Below are 19786 nucleotides of genomic sequence, written 5' to 3'. Positions count from 1 at the left end.
ATGGTTTATTTCAACTTAGCAAAACAACGCTCAGCTGCTGCAATGGTGGCATCAATGTCAGCTTCGCTATGGGCATAAGAGGTAAATGAAGCCTCAAAAGCTGACGGGGCTAAGTAAATGCCTTCTTCCAGCATTAAGTGGAAGAACTTTTTGAAACGCTCTGCATCGCAGGCGCAAGCTTGGGCGAAGTTAGTCACGCTGCTTTCTTCGGTGAAGAAGAAGCCTAACATTGCACCTACTTGATTAACGGTTAATGGAATGTCTTGGCGATCTGCAGCTGCTTTGAGGCCTTTGGCCAAGCGCTCGGTGATTACATTTAGGTGTTGATGAACCGCCGGATCTTTAAGCGCGGTTAGCGCGGCTAAGCCCGCAGCCATAGCAATAGGGTTGCCCGATAATGTGCCCGCTTGGTAAACCGGACCAACAGGCGCTAAGTGATCCATAATTTTTTGGCTGCCACCAAAAGCGCCTACAGGCATGCCGCCGCCAATCACTTTTCCTAAACAAGTTAGGTCGGGTTTTACCCCATAATGAGCTTGTGCTCCGCCTAATGAAACCCGAAAACCAGTCATTACTTCATCAATAATAAATACCGCTTGGTATTTATCACAAATGGCACGTAGCCCTTGCAAAAAGCCGTCTACAGGAGGGATACAGTTCATGTTGCCTGCCACTGGCTCCACAATGATACAAGCTATGTCTTCTGGGTATTCGGCAAATAAAGCTTCAACCGAGGCTAAATCATTATAGGTGGCAGTAAGAGTATGTTGAGCAAAGTCGGCGGGAATACCCGGCGAGCTAGGTTGGCCAAGAGTTAATGCACCAGAGCCTGCTTTAACCAACAATGAGTCGGCATGGCCGTGGTAGCAACCTTCAAACTTAATAATTTTGTTACGGCCGGTGTAGCCACGAGCAAGGCGAATCGCGCTCATGGTGGCTTCGGTGCCTGAGTTAACCATGCGTACTTGGTCCATCGACGGGACTAATTCGCAGACTAAGTTGGCCATGTCTATTTCGGCAGCGGTGGGCGCGCCAAAACTCAAGCCTTTAGCGGCGGCATCTACCACTGCTTGGTGAATTGCTGGGTGGTTATGACCCAAAATCATTGGGCCCCATGAGCCCACGTAATCTATGTAGCTGTTGCCATCGGCATCAAAAATGCGCGCGCCGTCGGCTCGTTCAATAAAAACCGGTGTTCCACCTACGCCATTAAAGGCACGAACTGGTGAATTTACGCCACCAGGAATAGTTTGCTGGGCTTGGCTAAAAAGTTGTTCTGAACGAGACATAAAGCATCCTTTAAAATCTGAGTCACGCGCCACAAAGGCAGTAAATTGCGCTCACTATAACAAATAATCTATAGCCAAGTAATAATGCGTAGAAGCTGCATTTGGGCGCTGGTTCAGCTTGCAGGCTGTAGCTATTAAAACTAAAGAATTGGGCTACGTTATCTAACTCGCTTCACCGGCAGAAAGTTAGTGTTATTGCAGAGAACTAACTGTAGTTTGTTGCCGAGGGGAAATCTGGGTAAACTGTCGTCTTTTCGCGACAGGTGTATACAAAGTGGCAAAGCCAAAGTTGTTAGTTGTAAGTTTAATCGGTGCCTTGGCTTTAACCAGTGTGTATGGTTTATCGGTTGTTGTTGAAGAAAAAGATCAACTAATTAGCCAATTAAAACAGCAGCTTAGTAACTCTCTTGAAAGCCAGTCGGTATTACAACAACGTTTGTCGATGGTGCGCCTAGAGCAAGACACCAGCTTGGCAGAGTTAGCGCAGTTAAAACAAAGCATTAATCAACTGACCGAGCAAAAGCTTGCCTTAACTGAAGAGCTGTTGGTGTATAGAAAAATCATGGCCCCAGAACAACAAGCTGGCGGCATGAAAATTGAACAACTAAACATTGAGCCCATGCTTAGCCCCAATTATTACCGAATGCAGGTATTGTTGATGCAAGTAGCGCGCAACAAGCGTTGGTTAAGTGGGGAACTGCAGTTAGTGGTGGTGGGTAGTCAGAACCAAGAACCAGCGCAATATAATTTGGCAGAGTTACAAAGCGAGGCCATTCCTTTAGCGTTTAAGTTTCGTTATTTTCAAGAAGTGAACACCGACATTAAGTTGCCCGAAGGCTTTAAAGCAGAGCGAATCGAACTTACTGCTAAAGTTAAGGGCAATAAATGGAACAAAAAAGCCGAGATTATTTACAAACAAAATTGGCCGGCAGAATAAACACTTAGTGATGGCTTAGGGCTATGGATAAACCCTCCTAGGATAATACTTGAACAAATTACTCGGGTATTAGATAATCTGCGCCAGTTAACATTTTTAAGGAATAGATTGTGTCAGAACAAGCTGTAACTGAACAAGCCGCATTTCCAATTCAATTTACCGACGCCGCAGCGTCGCGAGTAAAAGAGCTAGTTGCTGAAGAAGAGAACCCAGCGCTAATGTTGCGTGTCTATGTCACAGGCGGTGGTTGTTCTGGTTTTTCTTACGGATTTACCTTCGATGAAAAAGTAAATGAAGGTGATACCTTAGTAGAAAAACAAGGTGTATCAATGGTTGTAGATTCAATGAGTTTGCAATATCTAGTGGGTGGTATCGTAGATTTCACCTCCGGCCTAGAAGGTTCACGCTTCCTAGTGAACAACCCTAATGCTAGTACAACCTGTGGTTGTGGTTCATCATTTAGCATCTAAGCTGGTTAGCAAAACACCATACAATTGTATCTTTTTGTAAGCCACCGTCTGGTGGCTTCGTTATTTTTCATACTTAGCTAACGCTTTGTAGCAAATTTGTCAGTAGTCTTCGGCAAAGCATATAGATTGTTTGCACTAACTTGTATACTGATTCACTTACTTGAATCATCGACAGGGAGTGTTTGATTGTGTCTGTTGCCGTAAAACAGTTTTTTGCTGCTCGCCCATATATCCTTTCTATTTTTATTGTTGCTGTAGTGGTGTTTTGGATGCTCTCTGGTCAAATGACTAATGCAGATGAAGCCAAGGCTGAACCTGAGAAAGCCGCTCACAAGCTAACCCGCGTGCAAGTGAAAACCTACACTGCCGAGACCATTGAACGCAGCTTACATTTATACGGGCAAACAGAGGCACGCCGTCAAAGTGTTATCTCTGCCGAAGTATCTGGTCGTTTGTTGGAGTTTTTGGTTGCCGAAGGTCGGCCAATTAAAAAAGGCCAAGCCCTTGCTCGTTTAGATATTCAAGATCGACGTTCACAGCTACTGCGTGCCGAAGCCTTGTTAGAGCAACGCACCATTGAGTATGCCGGGGTTAAGGCTCTTAGCAAGCAAGGTTTCCAAGGTAAAGCACGCTTAGCAGAGGCCAAAGCCGCGCTGGTGGATGCTGAATCCAATGTTAAATCGCTTAATTTAGCCATTGATAACACGCTGGTATTAGCCCCATACAACGGTATTTTTGAAGAAAATATTGTTGAGGCGGGTGCTTATCTAGGTATTGGTGACCCAATCTTAAGGCTTGCCGATACTCAGCAACTATTGGTGCGTACCGATGTGTCTGAGCGCGATATCTCGCAACTTTCTTTGGGTGAAAAAGCCTACGTAAACTTGGTTACCGGAGAAGAAGTTGAGGGAAGCATCGACTTTATTGCTACCTTGTCTGATCCCAATACCCGAACCTTTAAAGTAGAAGTGTTGCTCGATAATCAACAACAACAGTTGATGGCGGGTGTGAGTGCCAGTGTGCGTTTCCCGCTAGAAGAGGTAGAAGCAATTAAAGTTAGCCCAGCAGTATTAGCCTTAGATGAAGAAGGTAATTTAGGGGTTAAAACAGTTGTGGATGATGTGGTGCAGTTTGTTCCAGCTAGTTTAGTGCGCTCAGATCCCGACGGTGCCTGGTTATCTGGCTTTAGTGGTGACAACGATGTGATTATTTTAGGCCAAGGTTTTGTGCGCGAAGGCGATAAGGTTGAGCCTGTCACCAAAGCGGAGTTGTTAGCGCAAGAGAGGGCTGAATAATGCACGCTTTTATTGAAGCCGTTTTATCGCGAACTCGAACCGTACTGTCTATTTTACTGTTCTTGTTTGTTGCCGGCATTATTACCTACAACAACATTCCTAAAGAATCGGATCCCGATGTAGAGATCCCGGTTATTTACGTATCGATCCCACACGATGGGATTTCGCCTCAAGATGCTGAGCGCTTGTTACTGCGCCCTATGGAGCAGGAATTACAAGGTTTAGAAGGCATTAAAGAAATGACCGCCACCGCCAGTGAAGGTCATGGTTCGGTGGTGCTGGAGTTTATTGTTGGGGTTGATATCGACCAAGCCCTGTCGGATGTGCGGGCTAAGGTGGATCAAGCCAAACCTAAGCTGCCTGCGGGTGGCGATGAGCCAGAGGTGCATCAAGTAACCTTAGCCACAGAACAGCCTGCTATTACGGTGTTGCTGTCGGGTGACTTGCCACAACGTGCTTTACTAACGATTGCTCGAGACCTGCAAGACCAAATGGAAACCATGAAGCAGGTATTAGAAGTTAACATTGGTGGAGACCGTGAAGACTTTTTGGAGATTACCGTAAACCCGCTTTTGATGGAGTCTTACGGTTTAGACCAAGCCGATATCTACAACTTGGTAAGCCGCAATAACCGTTTGGTAACAGCGGGTACATTAGATACCGGCAATGGCCGTTTTGCAGTAAAAGTACCAGCGGTATTTGAGAACGTTAAAGATGTTATTGAGCTGCCAATTAAGGTAGATGGCGACCGCATTGTTACCTTTGGTGATGTGGCTTCAGCCAGACGTACCTTTAAAGATGCCAGTACTTACGCGCGGGTAAATGGTAAGCCAACCATCTCTTTAGAAGTGAGCAAACGACCCGGCGAAAACCTGATTGAAACCATTGAACAGGTAAAAGCGTTAATTGCTCAAGAACAAGCGTTTTGGCCAGATTCGGTGATTATTGATTACGCCGGTGATAAATCTAAAGACATTCGCACCATGCTCTCAGAGCTACAAAACAACATTCTGTCAGCTGTATTGCTGGTAGTGGTGGTGATTATTGCGGTAATGGGCGTGCGCTCATCACTGCTAGTGGGCATTGCCATTCCGGGTTCCTTCTTAGCCGGTATTTTAATGCTGTCGCTAGGTGGGCTTACCATCAACATGGTGGTTTTATTCTCACTGATTATGGCGGTGGGAATGCTGGTGGATGGGGCCATTGTGGTCACGGAATTTGCCGATAGGCAAATGAGTGAAGGCGTGCCTAGGCATCAGGCTTACTCTTTAGCCTCACAGCGTATGTCATGGCCAATTATTGCTTCAACTGCCACCACCTTAGCGGCGTTTGCTCCCTTATTGGCTTGGCCAGGCATGGTGGGGCAATTTATGGGTTATTTACCGTTAACCTTGATTGCGACCTTAAGTGCTTCCTTGGTGATGGCATTAATCTTTGTGCCTTCTTTGGGGAACATTTTTGGTCGCCCGCGCAAGTTAAGCGCCAAGCAACAGCAAGCCTTAATTAAAGCAGATAAAGGCGAGTGGCAAGGCTTACAAGGTTTCACTGGCTTTTATCTGCGGGTATTACACAAGGCAGTTAATGCGCCCTTACGGGTATTGGCTTTGGGCATAGTAATCGCTGTTGCGGTGATTATGGCTTACGGCAATGCCGGTAAAGGTGTGGAGTTTTTCCCTGAAGTTGAGCCAGTAGGTTACAACATCATCGTTCGCTCACATGGTGACTACTCCACCGATGAAAAACTGCAAATAATGTTAGAAGTAGAGCGCCGTATCGTCGAGCTAGAAGACTACGATACGCTGTACACCAAGGTGGGTGGCGATCAACTGGGTGATATTCGGGTCAACCTTAAAGATTGGAATAAACGCCGCCCTGCCAACGAAATTATCGAAGACATGCGTTCTCGGTTAGCGCCAATAGCAGGCTTAGAAATCGAGTTTCGCAAAGACAAAGCCGGCCCGCCGGCGGGTAAAGATTTGCAGCTTGAGTTGAGCTCTCGCTTTCCCGAGCGCTTAGAACCCATGGCCAAGAAAATCCGCCAGTTGGTTGATGATAATCCTCACTTTGTGAATGCTGAAGACTCTACCACTAAGCCGGGCATTGAATGGCAGCTTAAGGTTGACCGTGCCAAAGCTGCGCGCTTTGGCGCCGATGTAACCTTGCTGGGCAACACTGTTCAGTTTGTCACCAATGGTTTGAACATCGGCGACTACCGCCCCGATGATGTGGATGATGAACTTGAGATTCGGGTGCGTTTCCCAGAAGAGAATCGCAGCATTAGCCGACTCAGTGAATTGCGGGTTAAAACTGCCTACGGCTTGGTACCTATCACTAACTTCGTAACTTTAGAGGCTAAGCCAAAACAAGATGTGATTAATAAAGTGGATGGCCGCCAAGTGCTAACGGTGAGTGCCGACGTTGCTGCTGGGCAAAACCTAAGTATCGAGTTACCTAAGATTCAAGAGCAACTTAAACAGCTTGAGCTTGACCCCTTGGTTGATATTAAACTGCGTGGCCAAAATGAAGACCAACAAGAGAGTATGGCGTTTTTAGGAAGAGCCTTCTTAGTGGCCTTGTTTGTGATGGGCTTAATTCTTATCACTCAGTTTAATAGTTTCTACCAAGCCTTGTTAATCCTCTCGGCAGTGTTGTTCTCTACTATTGGCGTGCTGCTGGGCTTGCTAATAGCCGGGCAAGCCTTCGGTATTATTATGAGTGGTTTAGGCGTGATTACCTTAGCGGGGATCGTGGTGAACAATAACATTGTATTGATTGATACTTACAATGTGCTGCGCCGCCAAGGCATTGCCGCCAAAGAAGCTATTATGCGCACTGGTGCACAGCGTTTACGCCCGGTGATGCTTACCACCATCACTACCATTCTAGGTTTAATGCCAATGGTGTTAGAGCTTAATATTGATGTGTTTGAACGTAGCTTCGAAGTAGGCGCGCCATCGTCACAATGGTGGTCTCAGTTGGCTACAGCGGTTGCTGGCGGCTTAAGTTTCGCAACACTGTTAACCCTTATTCTTACACCGTGTTTGCTAATGCTTGGCGCTAAATTTAGCCGCAAAGATAAACAAGCAGCGATAGAAGAGGCGAAAGAGCAGGAGCTGTTGGGAGCGTAAACGTCTCTGAGCTTAAGCTTGCATTAATAAATGAAGGAGGGGGGGGGAGCCCTTCTTTTTATTGGGCGGGATATAGTGCGCCAAGAATGGCTGTGCGACTTGCCCCGGTTACCGAGCTCGCATTGCCAGCTTGCTTGAGCTTAAAGCAGCGCGCTAACCAGGCAAAAGCCATGGCTTCTAAGGCTTGTTCAGGAATGCCTAACTTGGAGGTACGGCTAAGGGTGAGCTTTGGCAGTGCCTTGGCTAGCAATTCCAATAAAAAGCCGTTGTTGTCACCGCCACCACATAAATAGATAGTGCCCTTTTCTGCATCTAATAACTCTTGAGCAATGCTTTGACAGCTTAGGTGGTGCAAGGTGCACTGTACATCTACAGGCGCTAATTGAGCGAATTCAGGCTGCTCAAGAAAACGGTCTAACCAAGCTAAATGAAAGTACTCTCGACCAGTACTTTTGGGAGCCGCTAAAGCAAAATAGTCATCGGCCAGCATCTGCTTCAAAAGCGCTTGCTTGCAGCTGCCACTTCTGCCCCATTGACCATTATCGTCATAATCTAATCCATGCGGATGGTGGCGTTTAAAGTGTTGATCTAACAAAGTATTACCTGGGCCAGTGTCGTAGCCGAGTAACGTTTGCTCGGGCAGTAGGCGAGTGAGATTAGCAATACCACCAATGTTTACAATAAAACGTGCTTCATCTGGGCTGCTAAACATAGCTTGATGAAAGGCGGGTACCAAAGGAGCGCCTTGGCCGCCTAGCGCCATATCCTTATTGCGAAAGTCGGCAATCACATCAACATTGCTTTGCACCGCGATATGGCTGGGGCTGCCAATTTGTAGGCTGAAATTGAGTTCGGGGAAGTGGCGTATGGTTTGCCCATGGCTGCCAATGGCAGATATATCTTGGCTGCTCAGCCCTGCTTGTTGAATAGCTTGATTAGCGCTTGATGCAAACAACTCTGCAACGGCAACGCTGGCTTCGGCCATGGTGGCTATTTCATTGTTTGCCGGGCTACATAAACCGTGTAGCTGCCCCAGCAACTTTGCTGGAATGGCTTGTTGATGGTGAGCCAGCAGTTTAGGCTTTGCTTGGCTAAAATCCACCACTACGGCATCTACGCCATCCATGCTTGTGCCAGACATTAAGCCGACATATATGTCAGTCATTTAACCACCTAGTTCATCGCTAACAATACGCGTTTGGTATTGTCTAGCTGCTTTATTCTGGCCTTGGCAATCGGCATAAAAATCTCTTTTTGCTTGCCTTTCAAGGGTGTTGAAGTTGGCAGTTTTACCGTACGTGGGTTTTTATGTACCCCATGTACCAAAAATTCGTAATGTAAATGAGGGCCGGTTACTCGGCCGGTCGCGCCTACAGAGCCGATTCTTTTGCCCTGTTTTACGCGCTGGCCAGTTTTTACGTAGCGCTTGTGTAAATGTAAGTATTTGGTGACGTAGGCGCTGCTGTGTTGAATAAATACATAGTTGCCGTTGTACTTACTGTAACCTGATTTAGTCACTCTACCATCGCCGGCAGCTTGCACTGGGGTGCCAACTTTAGCGGCATAATCAATGCCGTTATGTGCGCGTACTCTGCCGGTTACTGGGTGTAGTCGACGAGGATTGAAGCTAGAACTGATGTATTTGAAGTTAACCGGTGCGCGTAAAAATGCTTTGCGCATTGGTCTACCTTCAGGTGTGTAATAGTTTCCGTCTGCGTGGCGAACTGCGCGAAAAACATCACCTTGGTTAATAAACTCAGCAGCGATAATGTCGCCATTGCCAGCGAATTGGCCATCAACAAAATGCTCTTCATATAGCACCATAAAACTGTCGTTTTTGCGAATATCTAAGGCGAAATCGATGTCCCAGCCAAAGATTGCGGCGAGTGCCATAATTTGGCCTTGGCTAAGTTGGGCGCCAATGCCTGCATTCCAAAAGCTTGAGTTAATGGTGCCTTGGGCAAAGTTGGTTCTTACTTCAAGTTCTTGAGTATCCACCTTAACCGCAAAGCTGTCTTGCTTATCACGCTCAATAATCAGGGTTTGAAACTTGGACTGCGGGTAGTGCAATTCCATCAAACGATCTTGATCGTCTAAGTAAAAGTCGAGGGTGTCGCCGGGATGAACCGTGCGCAGCTTTCTGGCTTCCCCGCCGAGTTGGTCGATGTCGTGCAAGGTGCGAGCACTTAAACCCACCCGCGAGAAGATAAGCGCCATGCTGTCACCCGATTTAACGGTTTGGCGTTTAAGGGTGTAGAAGTGCTCGGGTTCTTCGAGGGCTTGTTGCGGTTCTATCTCCAGTTGCAGGGGATAACGAACACCAAGGTTAAGTTCTTTACCTTGCTGTAGCTGAGCAATTAACTCTGCAGCATCGCTCACTTTAACGCTGTTGTCTGCTGCACTACCTGCTTGGGTTAGCGCACTTGGCTGATTGCTGGCTTCAGCGATTTCATTTGCTGCTGCAATATTAGTGCTGGCTATTTCACTGCTTTGCTCTGGTTTTGCTTCTTGTTGTATTGCGGAGGTGACCGCTACAGGTGTATCAGCAAGCTCTTCCGCTGGTGCGACTGGTTTCGCTTTGTTCTCTTGAACTTGGGGAGTTGCAACCCGCTGTGTTTCTGTGAGTTGTAGTTTTTCTGAGCTGGGCTCGCTAGTGTTAGGCGCTGCGATTGGCGTTGCTTGCTGTGTGTTAGTGGTTTTTGCTGAAAGATCGATGTTTTGACGTTGGCTTGCGCTAACTGCCTTTTTTTCACTTGGTATCAGTAGTGCCGCTATTACTAAAATAATGGCAACAAACAACAGCCGACGATGACGTTTAGGTAATAAGCTTAGCAATCTACTTCCAACATACAAACACAGAGATTATCGCGATTGTAGCCAGATGCCAGTAAGAATGCCAGATTCGAGGCGGTAAGCCGTGAGCTAAGCAGCTTTGCGAGCACTTGCTGACCAAATTGGCGCAAGCTGTTTTATTCTAGTGCAGGTGCTTAAGCAGCGCAGTTTTTGCAACAGAATTTCTCTTTTAAACCTTTAAGCATATTTGTTGGTTTGAGCGAAAGCGGCACACAGGATCACCACATAAAACTCCAAATACCTCTTTAGGGGTGGTTTTGTCTGTTGAAGATTTTAGAAAGCCTTTAGTTCGCTTAAAACTGGCACAACACTTTCATTAGTTAATACGAAGATTTTTCTTCACTCGTATATGCTCTCGTCCCACTCAGTTTATCTGGGTGGGTTTTTTTTCGGCTTTTTTCGAGCATGCTGCAAAGTTGCTTTAGGCTCTCGAGGGTGCGAAGTGTAAGGCGATGAGCCTTATCGGGGTCGAGGTGGTAAATGTGTTGCTGTTGCACAGCTTGAAGTTGCGGCCATTGTTGCCAAGAGTGCTCAAACTGCCACTGGGCAATGATGATAGCCTGCGGATCGGCTTGCAGTACCCACTCTTCCGAGAGCAAAGGGTAGGGTGCTACTGACTCGGCCATAATGTTTTCCCCGCCACATAGACGAATGCCATCATCAATCCAACTTTTTGCCGAAATGCTGCGCAGCGGTGTATGCCACATTTGGTAAAACACACTCACTTTGTCTTTAGACTGATATTGCCCAGCCATTTCAGAAAGCTGTTGTTCGACAAACTGGCTTAAGCGTTGTCCGGTTTCTTGCTCACCTAAAATACCACCCAGCTCTGCCAGTTGTTTAGGTAGGTTGTCTAGCCGTTTGGGTTTGGATACAAATACCTGAATGTTTAAGGCGCGTAGTTTTTGCGCCAAACTTTGCTGATTTCCTTGTTGCCAGACCAAAACTAAGTCGGGCTTTAAAGAAATGATGCTCTCGAGGCTAATGTATTGATAATTACCAATGCGTGGCAGCGCTTTAGCGGCTTCTGGATAATCGGCATAATCTACTGTGGCAATCAGTCTATCACCGGCACCTAGGGCATAAACTTGCTCGGTTAAATGCGGGGCTAAGGAGATGATGCGTTGCGGTTTAGCGTAAAGCGCAGTGCTGAAAAAGGTCGCAAGCAACACGATGATGAGCTTAACGGTATTGGCTCTTTTAGCCTTAAAGATAGATAACACGCGCAAGGTAGATTGGACTAAGAATAAGTAGATACAGAAGCGCACTCATATTGAGTTTTAAGGCAAGTCTGTCTAACTCAGCCGCTTCTGGGTATTGCTGGCTTGGGCCAAAGCGGGCTTGTTCAACTTTTTGCTGTTGGTAATGGCGAGGTCCACCTAGCTCACTTTGTAAGCTACTGGCGCTAACACTAATTAACTTTCCGCTGCCAACATAAGGCCAACGAAAGCCTTCGCTAAGGGCCGCTTTGTTGCGAGAGAGTTTGCCATAACAACATATGATAAGAGCCAGCAGCTGAAAGGGAAGGTAACTAAATAGTTGATACAAGCGGCTAGCAATGTGGCCAAACTGGCGATACTGCATCAGCTTTGGATTCCAAGCAAAGTGTAACTCAGTAATGATGCGGTAGATTAAGGCAGGAACAATGCCGCCCAACATAAACCAAAATATTACGCCAAACCAATTGGCCGCCAACCTAAGCAATAACATTTCTGCGGAAGCTTTAGCCACGCCAACTGCTGTTAAACTATCGCAATCTCGTAATACCCAAGGGCGTAATATAGTACGAGCCGGTTTGTGTTGCTGCTTGTTGAGTAAGCGGGTGATGCGATGATAACTGTGCATTGGCGCTTGCCATTGTAGTAGGCAAAGTAACAGTAAACTATCGACTAAAACGCTGATTGGATTGAGATGATTAAACAGCGCCAGACCTAGGCTAAGAGGCAACAAAATAGCCAGTAAAGCCATTCCACCGGCCAAGCGTTGTTGCTGGGGGCCGTTGCCGCTGCGATTTACTTTTATTGATAGTTGTTCGGCAAACCAACGAACTAGCAGCATTACCTGACCAAATCCGCGGCCTGGTATTAAACGTTCTAAGGCAATACCCAAAAAGGGCAGGCTGAGGCTAAGCCACAGCCAGGAGCTTTCGTCCATTAGTCAGTTAGCTTCTCTAACATGGCTAGTACCAAGGCAGTAGAGTGCTTAGCTGCTGTTTCTAAGAATTCATCAAATGACGATGGTGACTCTTTACCAGCAATGTCCGACAGCGCTCTAACCACTACAAATGGAACTTTGGCGAGATGACAAACTTGAGCAATAGCGGCGCCTTCCATTTCTACCGCAGTCATATTCGGGAAGTCGGCACGGGCTTTAGCAACACGTTCAGGATCAGCCATAAAAATATCGCCGGTACAGATTTGACCACGCACAATTTGATGACCTGAAAGCTGCTTAGCAGCCTGTTCGGCAATCTCGATAAGTTTCGCGTCAGCTTTATAGGCGGCTGGGTTAGCAGGCAGTTGGCCCATTTCGTAACTAAAGGCTGTAAGGTCTACATCGTGATAGCGTAATTCGTTAGAGATAACCACATCGCCTACTTTTAAAGCGGGGTCAAAACCTCCGGCAGAGCCAGTATTGATCACTTGAGTTGGCTGGTAGCGTTGCAGTAACACGGTAGTGGCAATGGCGGCAGCTACTTTGCCGATGCCAGAGCGGGTTACTACTACTGGGTGCTGGTTAATTTCACCACTATAAAATTCACAACCAGCAAAACTATAGGTATCACAGTTATCGATCAACTCGCGAAGTGCAACCACTTCCTGTTCCATAGCGCCAATAATTGCTGTAGTCATAACCGTCTCTTTATCAAAAGGAAAAATCAGCGGAATATTACCACAAGCAAAGTGAAGGAACAGCTACAGATCGCGCACAAATACCCGTTGTGTTTTACGCTGTTTAAATTTGATGTGCTGGTAGAATTGATTGGCTTGTTCGCGAGTACTATCGCAGCGAACTCTTATTTCGCCTACGCCGCGGCTAGTGGCCCAATGGCGGCATTGTTTAACAAGCGCGCGGCCAATACCTTGATTTTGTGAGTCTTGATCCACCACCATACCGCTAATTTCGGCAAAGGGTAATGAGCCTAAACGCAGGGCAACAAATACATGTACCCAGCCAACAATTTGCTCTTGCTCGTTAAGGTAAACAAAAGCCTGATGTGCTGGGTTTTCTAATATAGCGTGAATATTTGGTAGCACTGTTTGTGCTGTTGGGTTGTAGCCTAGCTGCTTTGCTAGCATGGCCACGTCAACCGCGTCTTCTTCATGAATAGGACGAATTTGCATAGCATTCCTCAAAATCTGTTAAAACCAAACACTGGTTTGTTAAACCATAGTTACCGACTTAGGCAGTGAACTGCAAGCAGCTTAGGTAAGATTTATGACTTTTTTAAGACAAAGGCGGGGATTATATTAAGCAAGTGGTCAAAATAGGCTTTGTTTCATAAATCAAACAAATAGTCAGTGAGCTAGGCTAGGCTGTCTAACAAGGTCTGGGCTTGGCAATATACTTCGCATAATGCTTGCTCGGTGAGACTCAGCTCTTCAAATTCCCATTCCGTATAAGATTGCACTGCCTGAGGGTGATGCAGGCTAAATTGTGCTAGCCAATTGCTAAGTGCTTGTTGCAAGCATGGCTTAACTTCAGCTTCGTTAAGCTGGGCAATGGAGAGAGCTTGAGTGTGAGCATTAATCTGTTGCAGCATATATGCTAACGGCGGCTCCACATCGCAGACTAGCGGGCAAACAAAGTAAATACCGAAGGCTTGGTTTGAGCTGCACTTACCTACTTTTATTTGCCAGTCATCGGCAAATTCAAACAGGCAGTAATGTTCGCCTATATTGGCCTGATCTGGCGCTGGTGGCGCGAGACTTTCACTCTCTTTTCGTTTTTGGCTTAACGAGTTTAGATAGTCGCCTAGCTTAGTGGATAAGCGCTTGGCGGTATTTAGGTCATCTGGTTTCAATTGCTTTTTTTGCAGCCAATAGTGAATCGCACCTAATACGGCCAGAGCCATATATTCTTGGCTAAATCGACTGCTTAGCGGGCCTTCTATATTTCCTTCCATTAAATCTGCAAGGTGATGAAAATCTTCAATTGAGACCAAGCTTTGGATGGAGAAGTATGAATGACCAGATTCAACAATTTGGTAGCCAAGTTGTAGCTGAATTTGCGGAACTATCACTGCGAGGGTGTTGTTTTCTATCACATTCATTCAGCAACTTTCCATGGTAATGCCAGCTCATTAAAGCATCGCATATCATGGGCTTAGAGTAAAATTAGTGAGAAGGGTAATGCTTGTCCAACTATCCTTAATATTTAGTTGAATGAGTATCTTGCTCTTAACCCGCACTAATCGTTTTATAGCGGTGTTGTTGGCTACAATCCTAAAGCAGCGGATGCATGATTATGAGTGTTCACGTTGCCGCTGAATGATTTCTAACACGCCTAAATAGATCATTACTAAGCTTAAAAAGAATCCGATGTAGAGCATAGTATCCCCTTGGTATTTGCGTTTAATTATTATTGCTATTGGGTATTGCGGTCTCCATTTTCAAAACTGCGGGTAGCAAGCAACTCACTGCTAATAAGTTGCTTGCTCACTTCCTAAGAAAAGAGTGTTATTTTGAGAAATCTACGTAGAAGGTTTTTTTCTCTAGGTATTGCTCAAAACCATATTTGCCATCTTCACCGCCGGAGCCACTTAGTTTGTAGCCATTGTGGAAGCCTTGATGTTGCTCGCCATGACCTCGGTTTACATAAATCTCTCCGCATTCAAGGTCGTTTACCAAGTCCATTACTAGTTTGATTCGATCAGTGAAGATCATCGCCGACAAACCGTACTCAGAGTCGTTGGCATAGTTAATCACTTCATCAAACTCAGTAAATTTAACTACGGGTAAAATAGGGCCAAAGATCTCTTCGTGAACTAGGCTCATCTCTTGGGTTACGCCGGTAAACACGGTGGGTTCAAACCAGTAGCCTTTTTCAAACTCCTCACCGCTTAAGCGTTTACCACCAGTAACCAAAGTGGCACCTTCTTCAATGGCTTTAGCAACCATGGCTTCCATATTGGCTAGCTCTTTAGCGCTTACTTTTGGCCCCATGTCGCTATCTTCGTTCATTGGGTCACCAACCTTTATGGCTTTCACTTTGGCAAGCAATTTGTCCATAAACTCGGTGTAGATGGCTTGATGAACATATAAACGTTCGTTACAAGTACATACTTGACCACAGTTATCGAACTTAGAGTTTAGCGCTGCGTCTACTGCCGCATCTATATTGGCGTCTTCCAGCACAATGAAAGGTGCTTTACCGCCCAACTCTAGTTGTACATGAGCGAGGTTGTCTGAGGCTGCCCGCACAATGGCTTGGCCAGCTGGAGTGCTGCCAGTCATTGATACCATGGCTGTCTTTGGGTGGCGAACCAGTGCATCGCCTAAAGAACGACCTGGGCCCGTCACTACGTTTAACAAACCTTTTGGCAAGCCAACTTTGTCGGCCAGTTTTGCTAGCTCAAGTGTTGCTAATGGTGTTTCGGTAGTTGGCTTAACAATAATCGCATTACCCGCCACTAAGGCTGGGCCAATTTTTCGACCAGCCAAGGCTAGCGGGAAGTTCCAAGCCGTAATCGCTACCACCACACCGCGTGGTACTTTGTGGATCCAAATGTGCTCGTCAGGGTTATCTGATTCAACAATGTCGCCTTCAATATGGCGTGCCCATTCACAGGCGTATTCAATAAACGAGCAGGTTACGTCTACTTCCATGCGCGCCACTTTTAGTAACTTGCCTTGTTCTTGTACAAGCAACTCGGCTAAGAAGTCACGGTTAGCTTTAATCTCTGCCACTAACTCATACAGCTTTTCAGCACGTTTGCGAGCAGGTAGCTTACGCCATTGCTTTTGTGCTGCTACTGCTGCGCTCATGGCTAGTTCAGCATCGGTTTCATCGCCATTAGCGACAGTGGCGATAACTTCTTCAGTTGAAGGGTTAAGTACCTCGGCGCGTGCTCCTGATTTTGCATCTAGCCAGCTACCATTGATGTACATCTGATAATTTTTCATGAACAACCTATTGTTTAAGCGAAGTAAATGGCTAGCTGGTCGGCTAGCCTTCCCATTAATTTACGAATTTAAAGCTTTGATGCTCTGAGCCATCACATTCACCCAATGACAAGTTTTTGCCATTTTTCTTGGAGCCTTTCGCCATTTCTAGGCATTCACCAGTGGCGAGGTTTTTAATGCTGAACCAATTGTGGCCTTGGTTTGATAATAGCCAAGACTGGGCAGCCGATTGCTCATCACAGGGTTGTTGGCGTAAGTCTTGTTTGCCTTCTCGCGCTGCAACACAAAAATCATTTGCGGTGTTTTTGATGCTGATTTGTTGACCCTGTTCACTCACTTGCTCGGTAAAAGTAAACTTCTGTTGTTGGCCACGATGGCTGCAGTAGCTTTGGCGATAACGCGCGCCTTTTTCTGAGCGAGGGTTTCTAATTTCAAAACACTTGGTGCTGTGGCGCAAGCTTAAACCGGCTGCATCGGTCGGGAGTTTTAGCGGGCCAAGCTCTTGCTGGTTTGCATCGGCTTTTACTGGCACGTAAACACGTACCCAATCCACTAGCATCTTGTTTCTGGTTTCATCGGCTAAATCTTCATCGCTAGCGATGTGGCCAACACTTGAGCGCCAGTCGTGATCTTCCATGTCGATGATCATGAACATCTCACGATCTAGACCAAGATTTTCTGGGTCTTTAAGTGAAGTTTTGTTTAAGCGACGAACTAAACGTCCATCAATGTAAAACTCGACATTCCATGGATCGATCCAGTATGCGCCAAAGCGATGAAAGTTATCGCGATATGGCGCTTCGTTTGGTAAAAAGTGATGCTGTTGAGAGCCGATATCTCGGATAATTTCGTTGCTTTCCTCATCACGAATAAATACATGGTAGTTGGTATTAGCATGGCGAGAATGCTTGTGGTGGTTAGCGCGATCGCTGCCGTATATCTCCAATATATCTAGCTCGCGCTTGTCATCGGCACTTAATAACCAAAAGTTAGACGATAGCACTTGGTTAGCCACTTTAATTTTGGCTTCCATGTACACTGGGTAGATGATTGGCGTTTTAGAAGTTACTACACCTAGGTGAACCTTATCGGTATCTGGTTTTCTGGCGGCTTTAATTACCAGCTTTCCGTCTACTACATCAGAGTGATCAGAACTCCATATGGTTAAGCCTGGGCCAGTCCAAGCATTGTGGTAATGGTCGTTCCATTTTTCACTAAACTGTTGGTTTTTTCCTTGGTAGTTAAAATCGTCAGAAAAGGCGTCAATTAACTCCCAAGTATTTCCAAATCCAGGGTCTGCAGGTACGTCGTAGTCTGCCCAATCTTTAGCTTGAAGGGAAAAAACCAGGCTAGTGGCAGCAAGTAATAGAGTGTTTCTAAACAGCATTTTGGCTCATACAGTAAAAATTTGTAAACCAATTATGCCAGACATTTTTAACTCAAACTGCAAACTGGTTAACGTTTATTTAAATTGGTTGATAACTAGATCGCGTGCAGATAGATTTGAATTAAAGCTTTCTAGGGAAAATACCAGTGCAATGGGGAGTTTATGAAGAGTGATTGAAGCCAACAAGAAGTGACATCGGAATACTCAGAAAAGGTTTTCTGGTAGATACCAACAGCAGAGGTGGTGGAGAATATGTTGAAGGGAATAAATTGAGCAATCAGCGTGGCTGATTGCTCATAACAATAAAATTATTTAGCCCAAATGATCAAACTGAATAATTTTTTGCCGCGCTTAACTACTGAATACTTACCGTATAAGGCATCGCTGGCTTGCAAGGTTAGCTGAGGGTCGTTTAGCTTTTCGCCGTTTACAGACACTGCGCCGTTACCTATAAATTCGCGCGCCATTTTATTTGATTTAGCCAACTCACTCGCTGTAAGTAGCTCAACTAAACCAGCTTCGCTTTGTTCAAGTTGAGTGGTAGGCAAACCATCTTGGGCTAGCTGCTCTAAATCTGACTCACTGAGAGAGGCTAAGTCGCCAGAGAATAGCGCTTGAGTAATCCGCATTGCTGAGACTAAGCCTTCTTCGCCATGAACTAAACGAGTGACTTCTTTGGCTAAAATACCTTGCGCTTCTGGGCGACCTTGGGCGGCTTTATCACGCTCTTCAATGGTGGCAATTTCGGCTACATCGATAAAGGTGAAGTAACGCAAGAACGAATATACGTCGGCGTCTGCGGTGTTAATCCAGAACTGGTAGAAGGCGTAAGGCGAGGTGCGCTTAGGGTCTAACCAAATGGTGCCTGTTTCAGTTTTACCAAACTTGGTGCCATCAGCTTTAGTGACTAGCGGCATGGTTAAGCCGTAAACTTTGTTGCTGTACATGCGGCGTGCTAAGTCGATACCACCAGTGATGTTGCCCCACTGATCTGAACCACCAATTTGTAGGGTGGTGTTTTCTTTGTCGCTAAGCTCTGCAAAGTCGTAAGATTGCAGCAGCATGTAGCTAAATTCGGTGAATGAAATGCCAGATTCATCGCGGTCGATACGCTGTTTAACTGACTCTTTCTTGATCATCGCGTTAACGCTAAAGTGCTTGCCCACGTTACGCATGAAATCAATCACGTTAACTTGACCAATCCAATCAAGGTTATTAATTACCTTGGCAGCATTGTCTTGTTCGCCAAATTCAATAAATTGGCTTACTTGCTTTTGCAGTTTGCCAACCCAACCGGTAACTACGTCATCGCTGTTTAGTTTACGCTCAGCGGCTTTAAAGCTTGGGTCACCAATTAAGCCAGTAGCTCCACCCACTAGGGCTAAAGGTTTGTGGCCAGCCTGTTGAAAGCGTTTAAGCATAAGTAGCGGTACTAGGCTGCCAATGTGCAAGCTGTCGGCTGTAGGGTCGAAACCACAATACAGGGTGCGGGCTCCACTAGAAAGGTGTTCGGCCAGTTCTTCATCGGCAGTGCATTGAGCAACTAGGCCGCGCGCCTTCAAATCTTCTAATAATGGATTAACCGTTGTCGTCATAATTTAACCTGTATGTATTTCTGTACCCGTTTGGGCGCTATGAACAATTTTCGAGCCGAAGATTCTACACTTAAGTCCTTGCTAAAAAAACTGCTTAGTGGACTTAAGCGCGCTAAATACTCGGCTTACTTAATTTTCCCGCTGCTAAGCTCGTCGGCAAGATCTAAGGGCGCAACAATTGTGCCTTCACCGGCAAAGCTAGGTGCCACTGCTAGGTCAAAACCATCGTTGGCCATTCCAGGGAGCCATTTCTCGGTCAAGTCACTCAAACTAATGGCGAGGGCTTTAAAGTTTGCGTGGTCTTTACTGGCCCAGTGTTCGGCAAGTGCTTGCTCGCTCCAAAGTAGTAATACTTTTTCATCACCAGTTTCGATAATCAAACAACCTTGCTCATCACTTAAGGTCCAAACCTGTTGGCTCTTGCAAGTTTGTTCGATAAAGCTTTGATAACGCTGCTTGGTAGTGAGACGGTCGTTTGCCTCGATCAATGCTTGAGTGCTCATGTTTATTCCTGGGTGCGACTAGTGGGCGGCGCGTAGTATAGCAGCTTCATTAAGCGCTGTTGATCTTTGCTAAAGCCTTCGGCAGCGTTTGTTGCTCAATTCAGCTGCCTTATCGGCGTATCAACTAGGCGAACTATCCTTCAAAACCACTGCCTTCGAAGCTGCAGCAAAAATCAGCTCGGAAGGTCAACAGACCCTAGCACC

Annotated in this window: 16 protein-coding genes; 4 read left to right on the top strand and 12 right to left on the bottom strand. The window is 46.1% G+C overall.

The genetic code is table 11. From position 1 onward, the window contains the following. Nucleotides 1-5: 5 nt before the first annotated feature. Complete coding sequence (hemL, locus tag K5609_RS18075) at nt 6-1289, bottom strand: glutamate-1-semialdehyde 2,1-aminomutase (RefSeq protein ID WP_221074859.1); 1284 nt, start codon at nt 1287-1289, stop codon at nt 6-8. Between the two features lie 274 nt (nt 1290-1563). On the opposite strand from hemL, the gene K5609_RS18070 reads away from it, so the two are divergent. From K5609_RS18070 to K5609_RS18055, 4 genes are all read left to right on the top strand, one after another. Then, on the top strand, nt 1564-2226 hold the full coding sequence (locus K5609_RS18070) for a DUF6776 family protein (RefSeq protein ID WP_221074858.1): 663 nt from the start codon (nt 1564-1566) through the stop codon (nt 2224-2226). 110 nt (nt 2227-2336) lie between these two features. Further along, nucleotides 2337-2696 carry an iron-sulfur cluster insertion protein ErpA gene (erpA, locus tag K5609_RS18065; RefSeq protein ID WP_016403550.1) on the top strand — a complete coding sequence of 120 codons (360 nt, stop codon included), beginning with the start codon at nt 2337-2339 and terminating at the stop codon, nt 2694-2696. Between the two features lie 188 nt (nt 2697-2884). Next, entirely contained in the window at nt 2885-3991 is a 1107-nt protein-coding gene (locus K5609_RS18060; RefSeq protein ID WP_221074857.1) for an efflux RND transporter periplasmic adaptor subunit, read from the top strand. After that, nucleotides 3991-7119, top strand: coding sequence for an efflux RND transporter permease subunit (locus K5609_RS18055; protein ID WP_221074856.1), 3129 nt, complete (start codon nt 3991-3993; stop codon nt 7117-7119). The genes K5609_RS18060 and K5609_RS18055 overlap by 1 nt, the downstream gene beginning before the upstream one ends. A gap of 58 nt (nt 7120-7177) precedes the next feature. On the opposite strand, the gene K5609_RS18050 is transcribed toward K5609_RS18055, so the two are convergent. The 11 genes from K5609_RS18050 to K5609_RS18000 form a co-directional block, all read right to left on the bottom strand. Then, the gene (locus tag K5609_RS18050; RefSeq protein WP_221074855.1) at nt 7178-8284 is read right to left on the bottom strand and encodes an anhydro-N-acetylmuramic acid kinase; all 1107 of its coding nucleotides are present in this window, start codon (nt 8282-8284) and stop codon (nt 7178-7180) included. Between the two features lie 8 nt (nt 8285-8292). Then, nucleotides 8293-9954 carry a peptidoglycan DD-metalloendopeptidase family protein gene (locus K5609_RS18045; RefSeq protein WP_343212486.1) on the bottom strand — a complete coding sequence of 554 codons (1662 nt, stop codon included), beginning with the start codon at nt 9952-9954 and terminating at the stop codon, nt 8293-8295. A 338-nt stretch (nt 9955-10292) separates the two neighbouring features. Then, on the bottom strand, nt 10293-11144 hold the full coding sequence (locus tag K5609_RS18040; protein WP_221074854.1) for a cobalamin-binding protein: 852 nt from the start codon (nt 11142-11144) through the stop codon (nt 10293-10295). Nucleotides 11145-11178: 34 nt separating this feature from the next. Then, on the bottom strand, nt 11179-12126 hold the full coding sequence (locus K5609_RS18035) for a cobalamin biosynthesis protein CobD/CbiB (protein ID WP_221074853.1): 948 nt from the start codon (nt 12124-12126) through the stop codon (nt 11179-11181). Next, complete coding sequence (gene mtnN / locus K5609_RS18030) at nt 12126-12824, bottom strand: 5'-methylthioadenosine/S-adenosylhomocysteine nucleosidase (protein WP_221074852.1); 699 nt, start codon at nt 12822-12824, stop codon at nt 12126-12128. Before mtnN ends, K5609_RS18035 begins: the two co-directional genes overlap by 1 nt. 63 nt (nt 12825-12887) lie before the next feature. Beyond that, a complete protein-coding gene (locus tag K5609_RS18025) occupies nt 12888-13316 on the bottom strand; it encodes a GNAT family N-acetyltransferase (protein ID WP_016403542.1) in 429 nt (142 codons plus the stop codon). 182 nt (nt 13317-13498) lie between these two features. Continuing rightward, nucleotides 13499-14245: a hypothetical protein gene (locus tag K5609_RS18020; RefSeq protein WP_221074851.1), complete on the bottom strand. Its 747-nt coding sequence runs from the start codon at nt 14243-14245 to the stop codon at nt 13499-13501. A gap of 406 nt (nt 14246-14651) precedes the next feature. Then, nucleotides 14652-16097 carry an aldehyde dehydrogenase gene (aldA, locus tag K5609_RS18015; RefSeq protein WP_221074850.1) on the bottom strand — a complete coding sequence of 482 codons (1446 nt, stop codon included), beginning with the start codon at nt 16095-16097 and terminating at the stop codon, nt 14652-14654. A 55-nt stretch (nt 16098-16152) separates the two neighbouring features. Beyond that, nucleotides 16153-17484 carry an RICIN domain-containing protein gene (locus K5609_RS18010; protein ID WP_221074849.1) on the bottom strand — a complete coding sequence of 444 codons (1332 nt, stop codon included), beginning with the start codon at nt 17482-17484 and terminating at the stop codon, nt 16153-16155. A 308-nt stretch (nt 17485-17792) separates the two neighbouring features. Then, nucleotides 17793-19079 carry a tyrosine--tRNA ligase gene (gene tyrS, locus K5609_RS18005; RefSeq protein WP_221074848.1) on the bottom strand — a complete coding sequence of 429 codons (1287 nt, stop codon included), beginning with the start codon at nt 19077-19079 and terminating at the stop codon, nt 17793-17795. Between the two features lie 125 nt (nt 19080-19204). Next, the gene (locus K5609_RS18000) at nt 19205-19582 is read right to left on the bottom strand and encodes a DUF2750 domain-containing protein (protein WP_221074847.1); all 378 of its coding nucleotides are present in this window, start codon (nt 19580-19582) and stop codon (nt 19205-19207) included. Nucleotides 19583-19786: the final 204 nt, after the last annotated feature.

Origin of the sequence: Agarivorans aestuarii, assembly GCF_019670125.1 — a bacterium.
In the GTDB taxonomy this organism is placed as follows: Bacteria; Pseudomonadota; Gammaproteobacteria; order Enterobacterales; family Celerinatantimonadaceae; genus Agarivorans; species Agarivorans aestuarii.
This window is presented reverse-complemented; position numbering and strand designations above follow the sequence as displayed.

Coding starts and splice junctions, on each gene's coding strand:
- hemL (WP_221074859.1), bottom strand. CDS start 1,289: ATGTCTCGTTCAGAACAACTTTTTAGCCAAGCCCAGCAAACTATTCCT.
- K5609_RS18055 (WP_221074856.1), top strand. CDS start 3,991: ATGCACGCTTTTATTGAAGCCGTTTTATCGCGAACTCGAACCGTACTG.
- K5609_RS18050 (WP_221074855.1), bottom strand. CDS start 8,284: ATGACTGACATATATGTCGGCTTAATGTCTGGCACAAGCATGGATGGC.
- K5609_RS18035 (WP_221074853.1), bottom strand. CDS start 12,126: ATGGACGAAAGCTCCTGGCTGTGGCTTAGCCTCAGCCTGCCCTTTTTG.
- mtnN (WP_221074852.1), bottom strand. CDS start 12,824: ATGACTACAGCAATTATTGGCGCTATGGAACAGGAAGTGGTTGCACTT.
- K5609_RS18025 (WP_016403542.1), bottom strand. CDS start 13,316: ATGCAAATTCGTCCTATTCATGAAGAAGACGCGGTTGACGTGGCCATG.
- K5609_RS18020 (WP_221074851.1), bottom strand. CDS start 14,245: ATGAATGTGATAGAAAACAACACCCTCGCAGTGATAGTTCCGCAAATT.
- aldA (WP_221074850.1), bottom strand. CDS start 16,097: ATGAAAAATTATCAGATGTACATCAATGGTAGCTGGCTAGATGCAAAA.
- K5609_RS18010 (WP_221074849.1), bottom strand. CDS start 17,484: ATGCTGTTTAGAAACACTCTATTACTTGCTGCCACTAGCCTGGTTTTT.
- tyrS (WP_221074848.1), bottom strand. CDS start 19,079: ATGACGACAACGGTTAATCCATTATTAGAAGATTTGAAGGCGCGCGGC.
- K5609_RS18000 (WP_221074847.1), bottom strand. CDS start 19,582: ATGAGCACTCAAGCATTGATCGAGGCAAACGACCGTCTCACTACCAAG.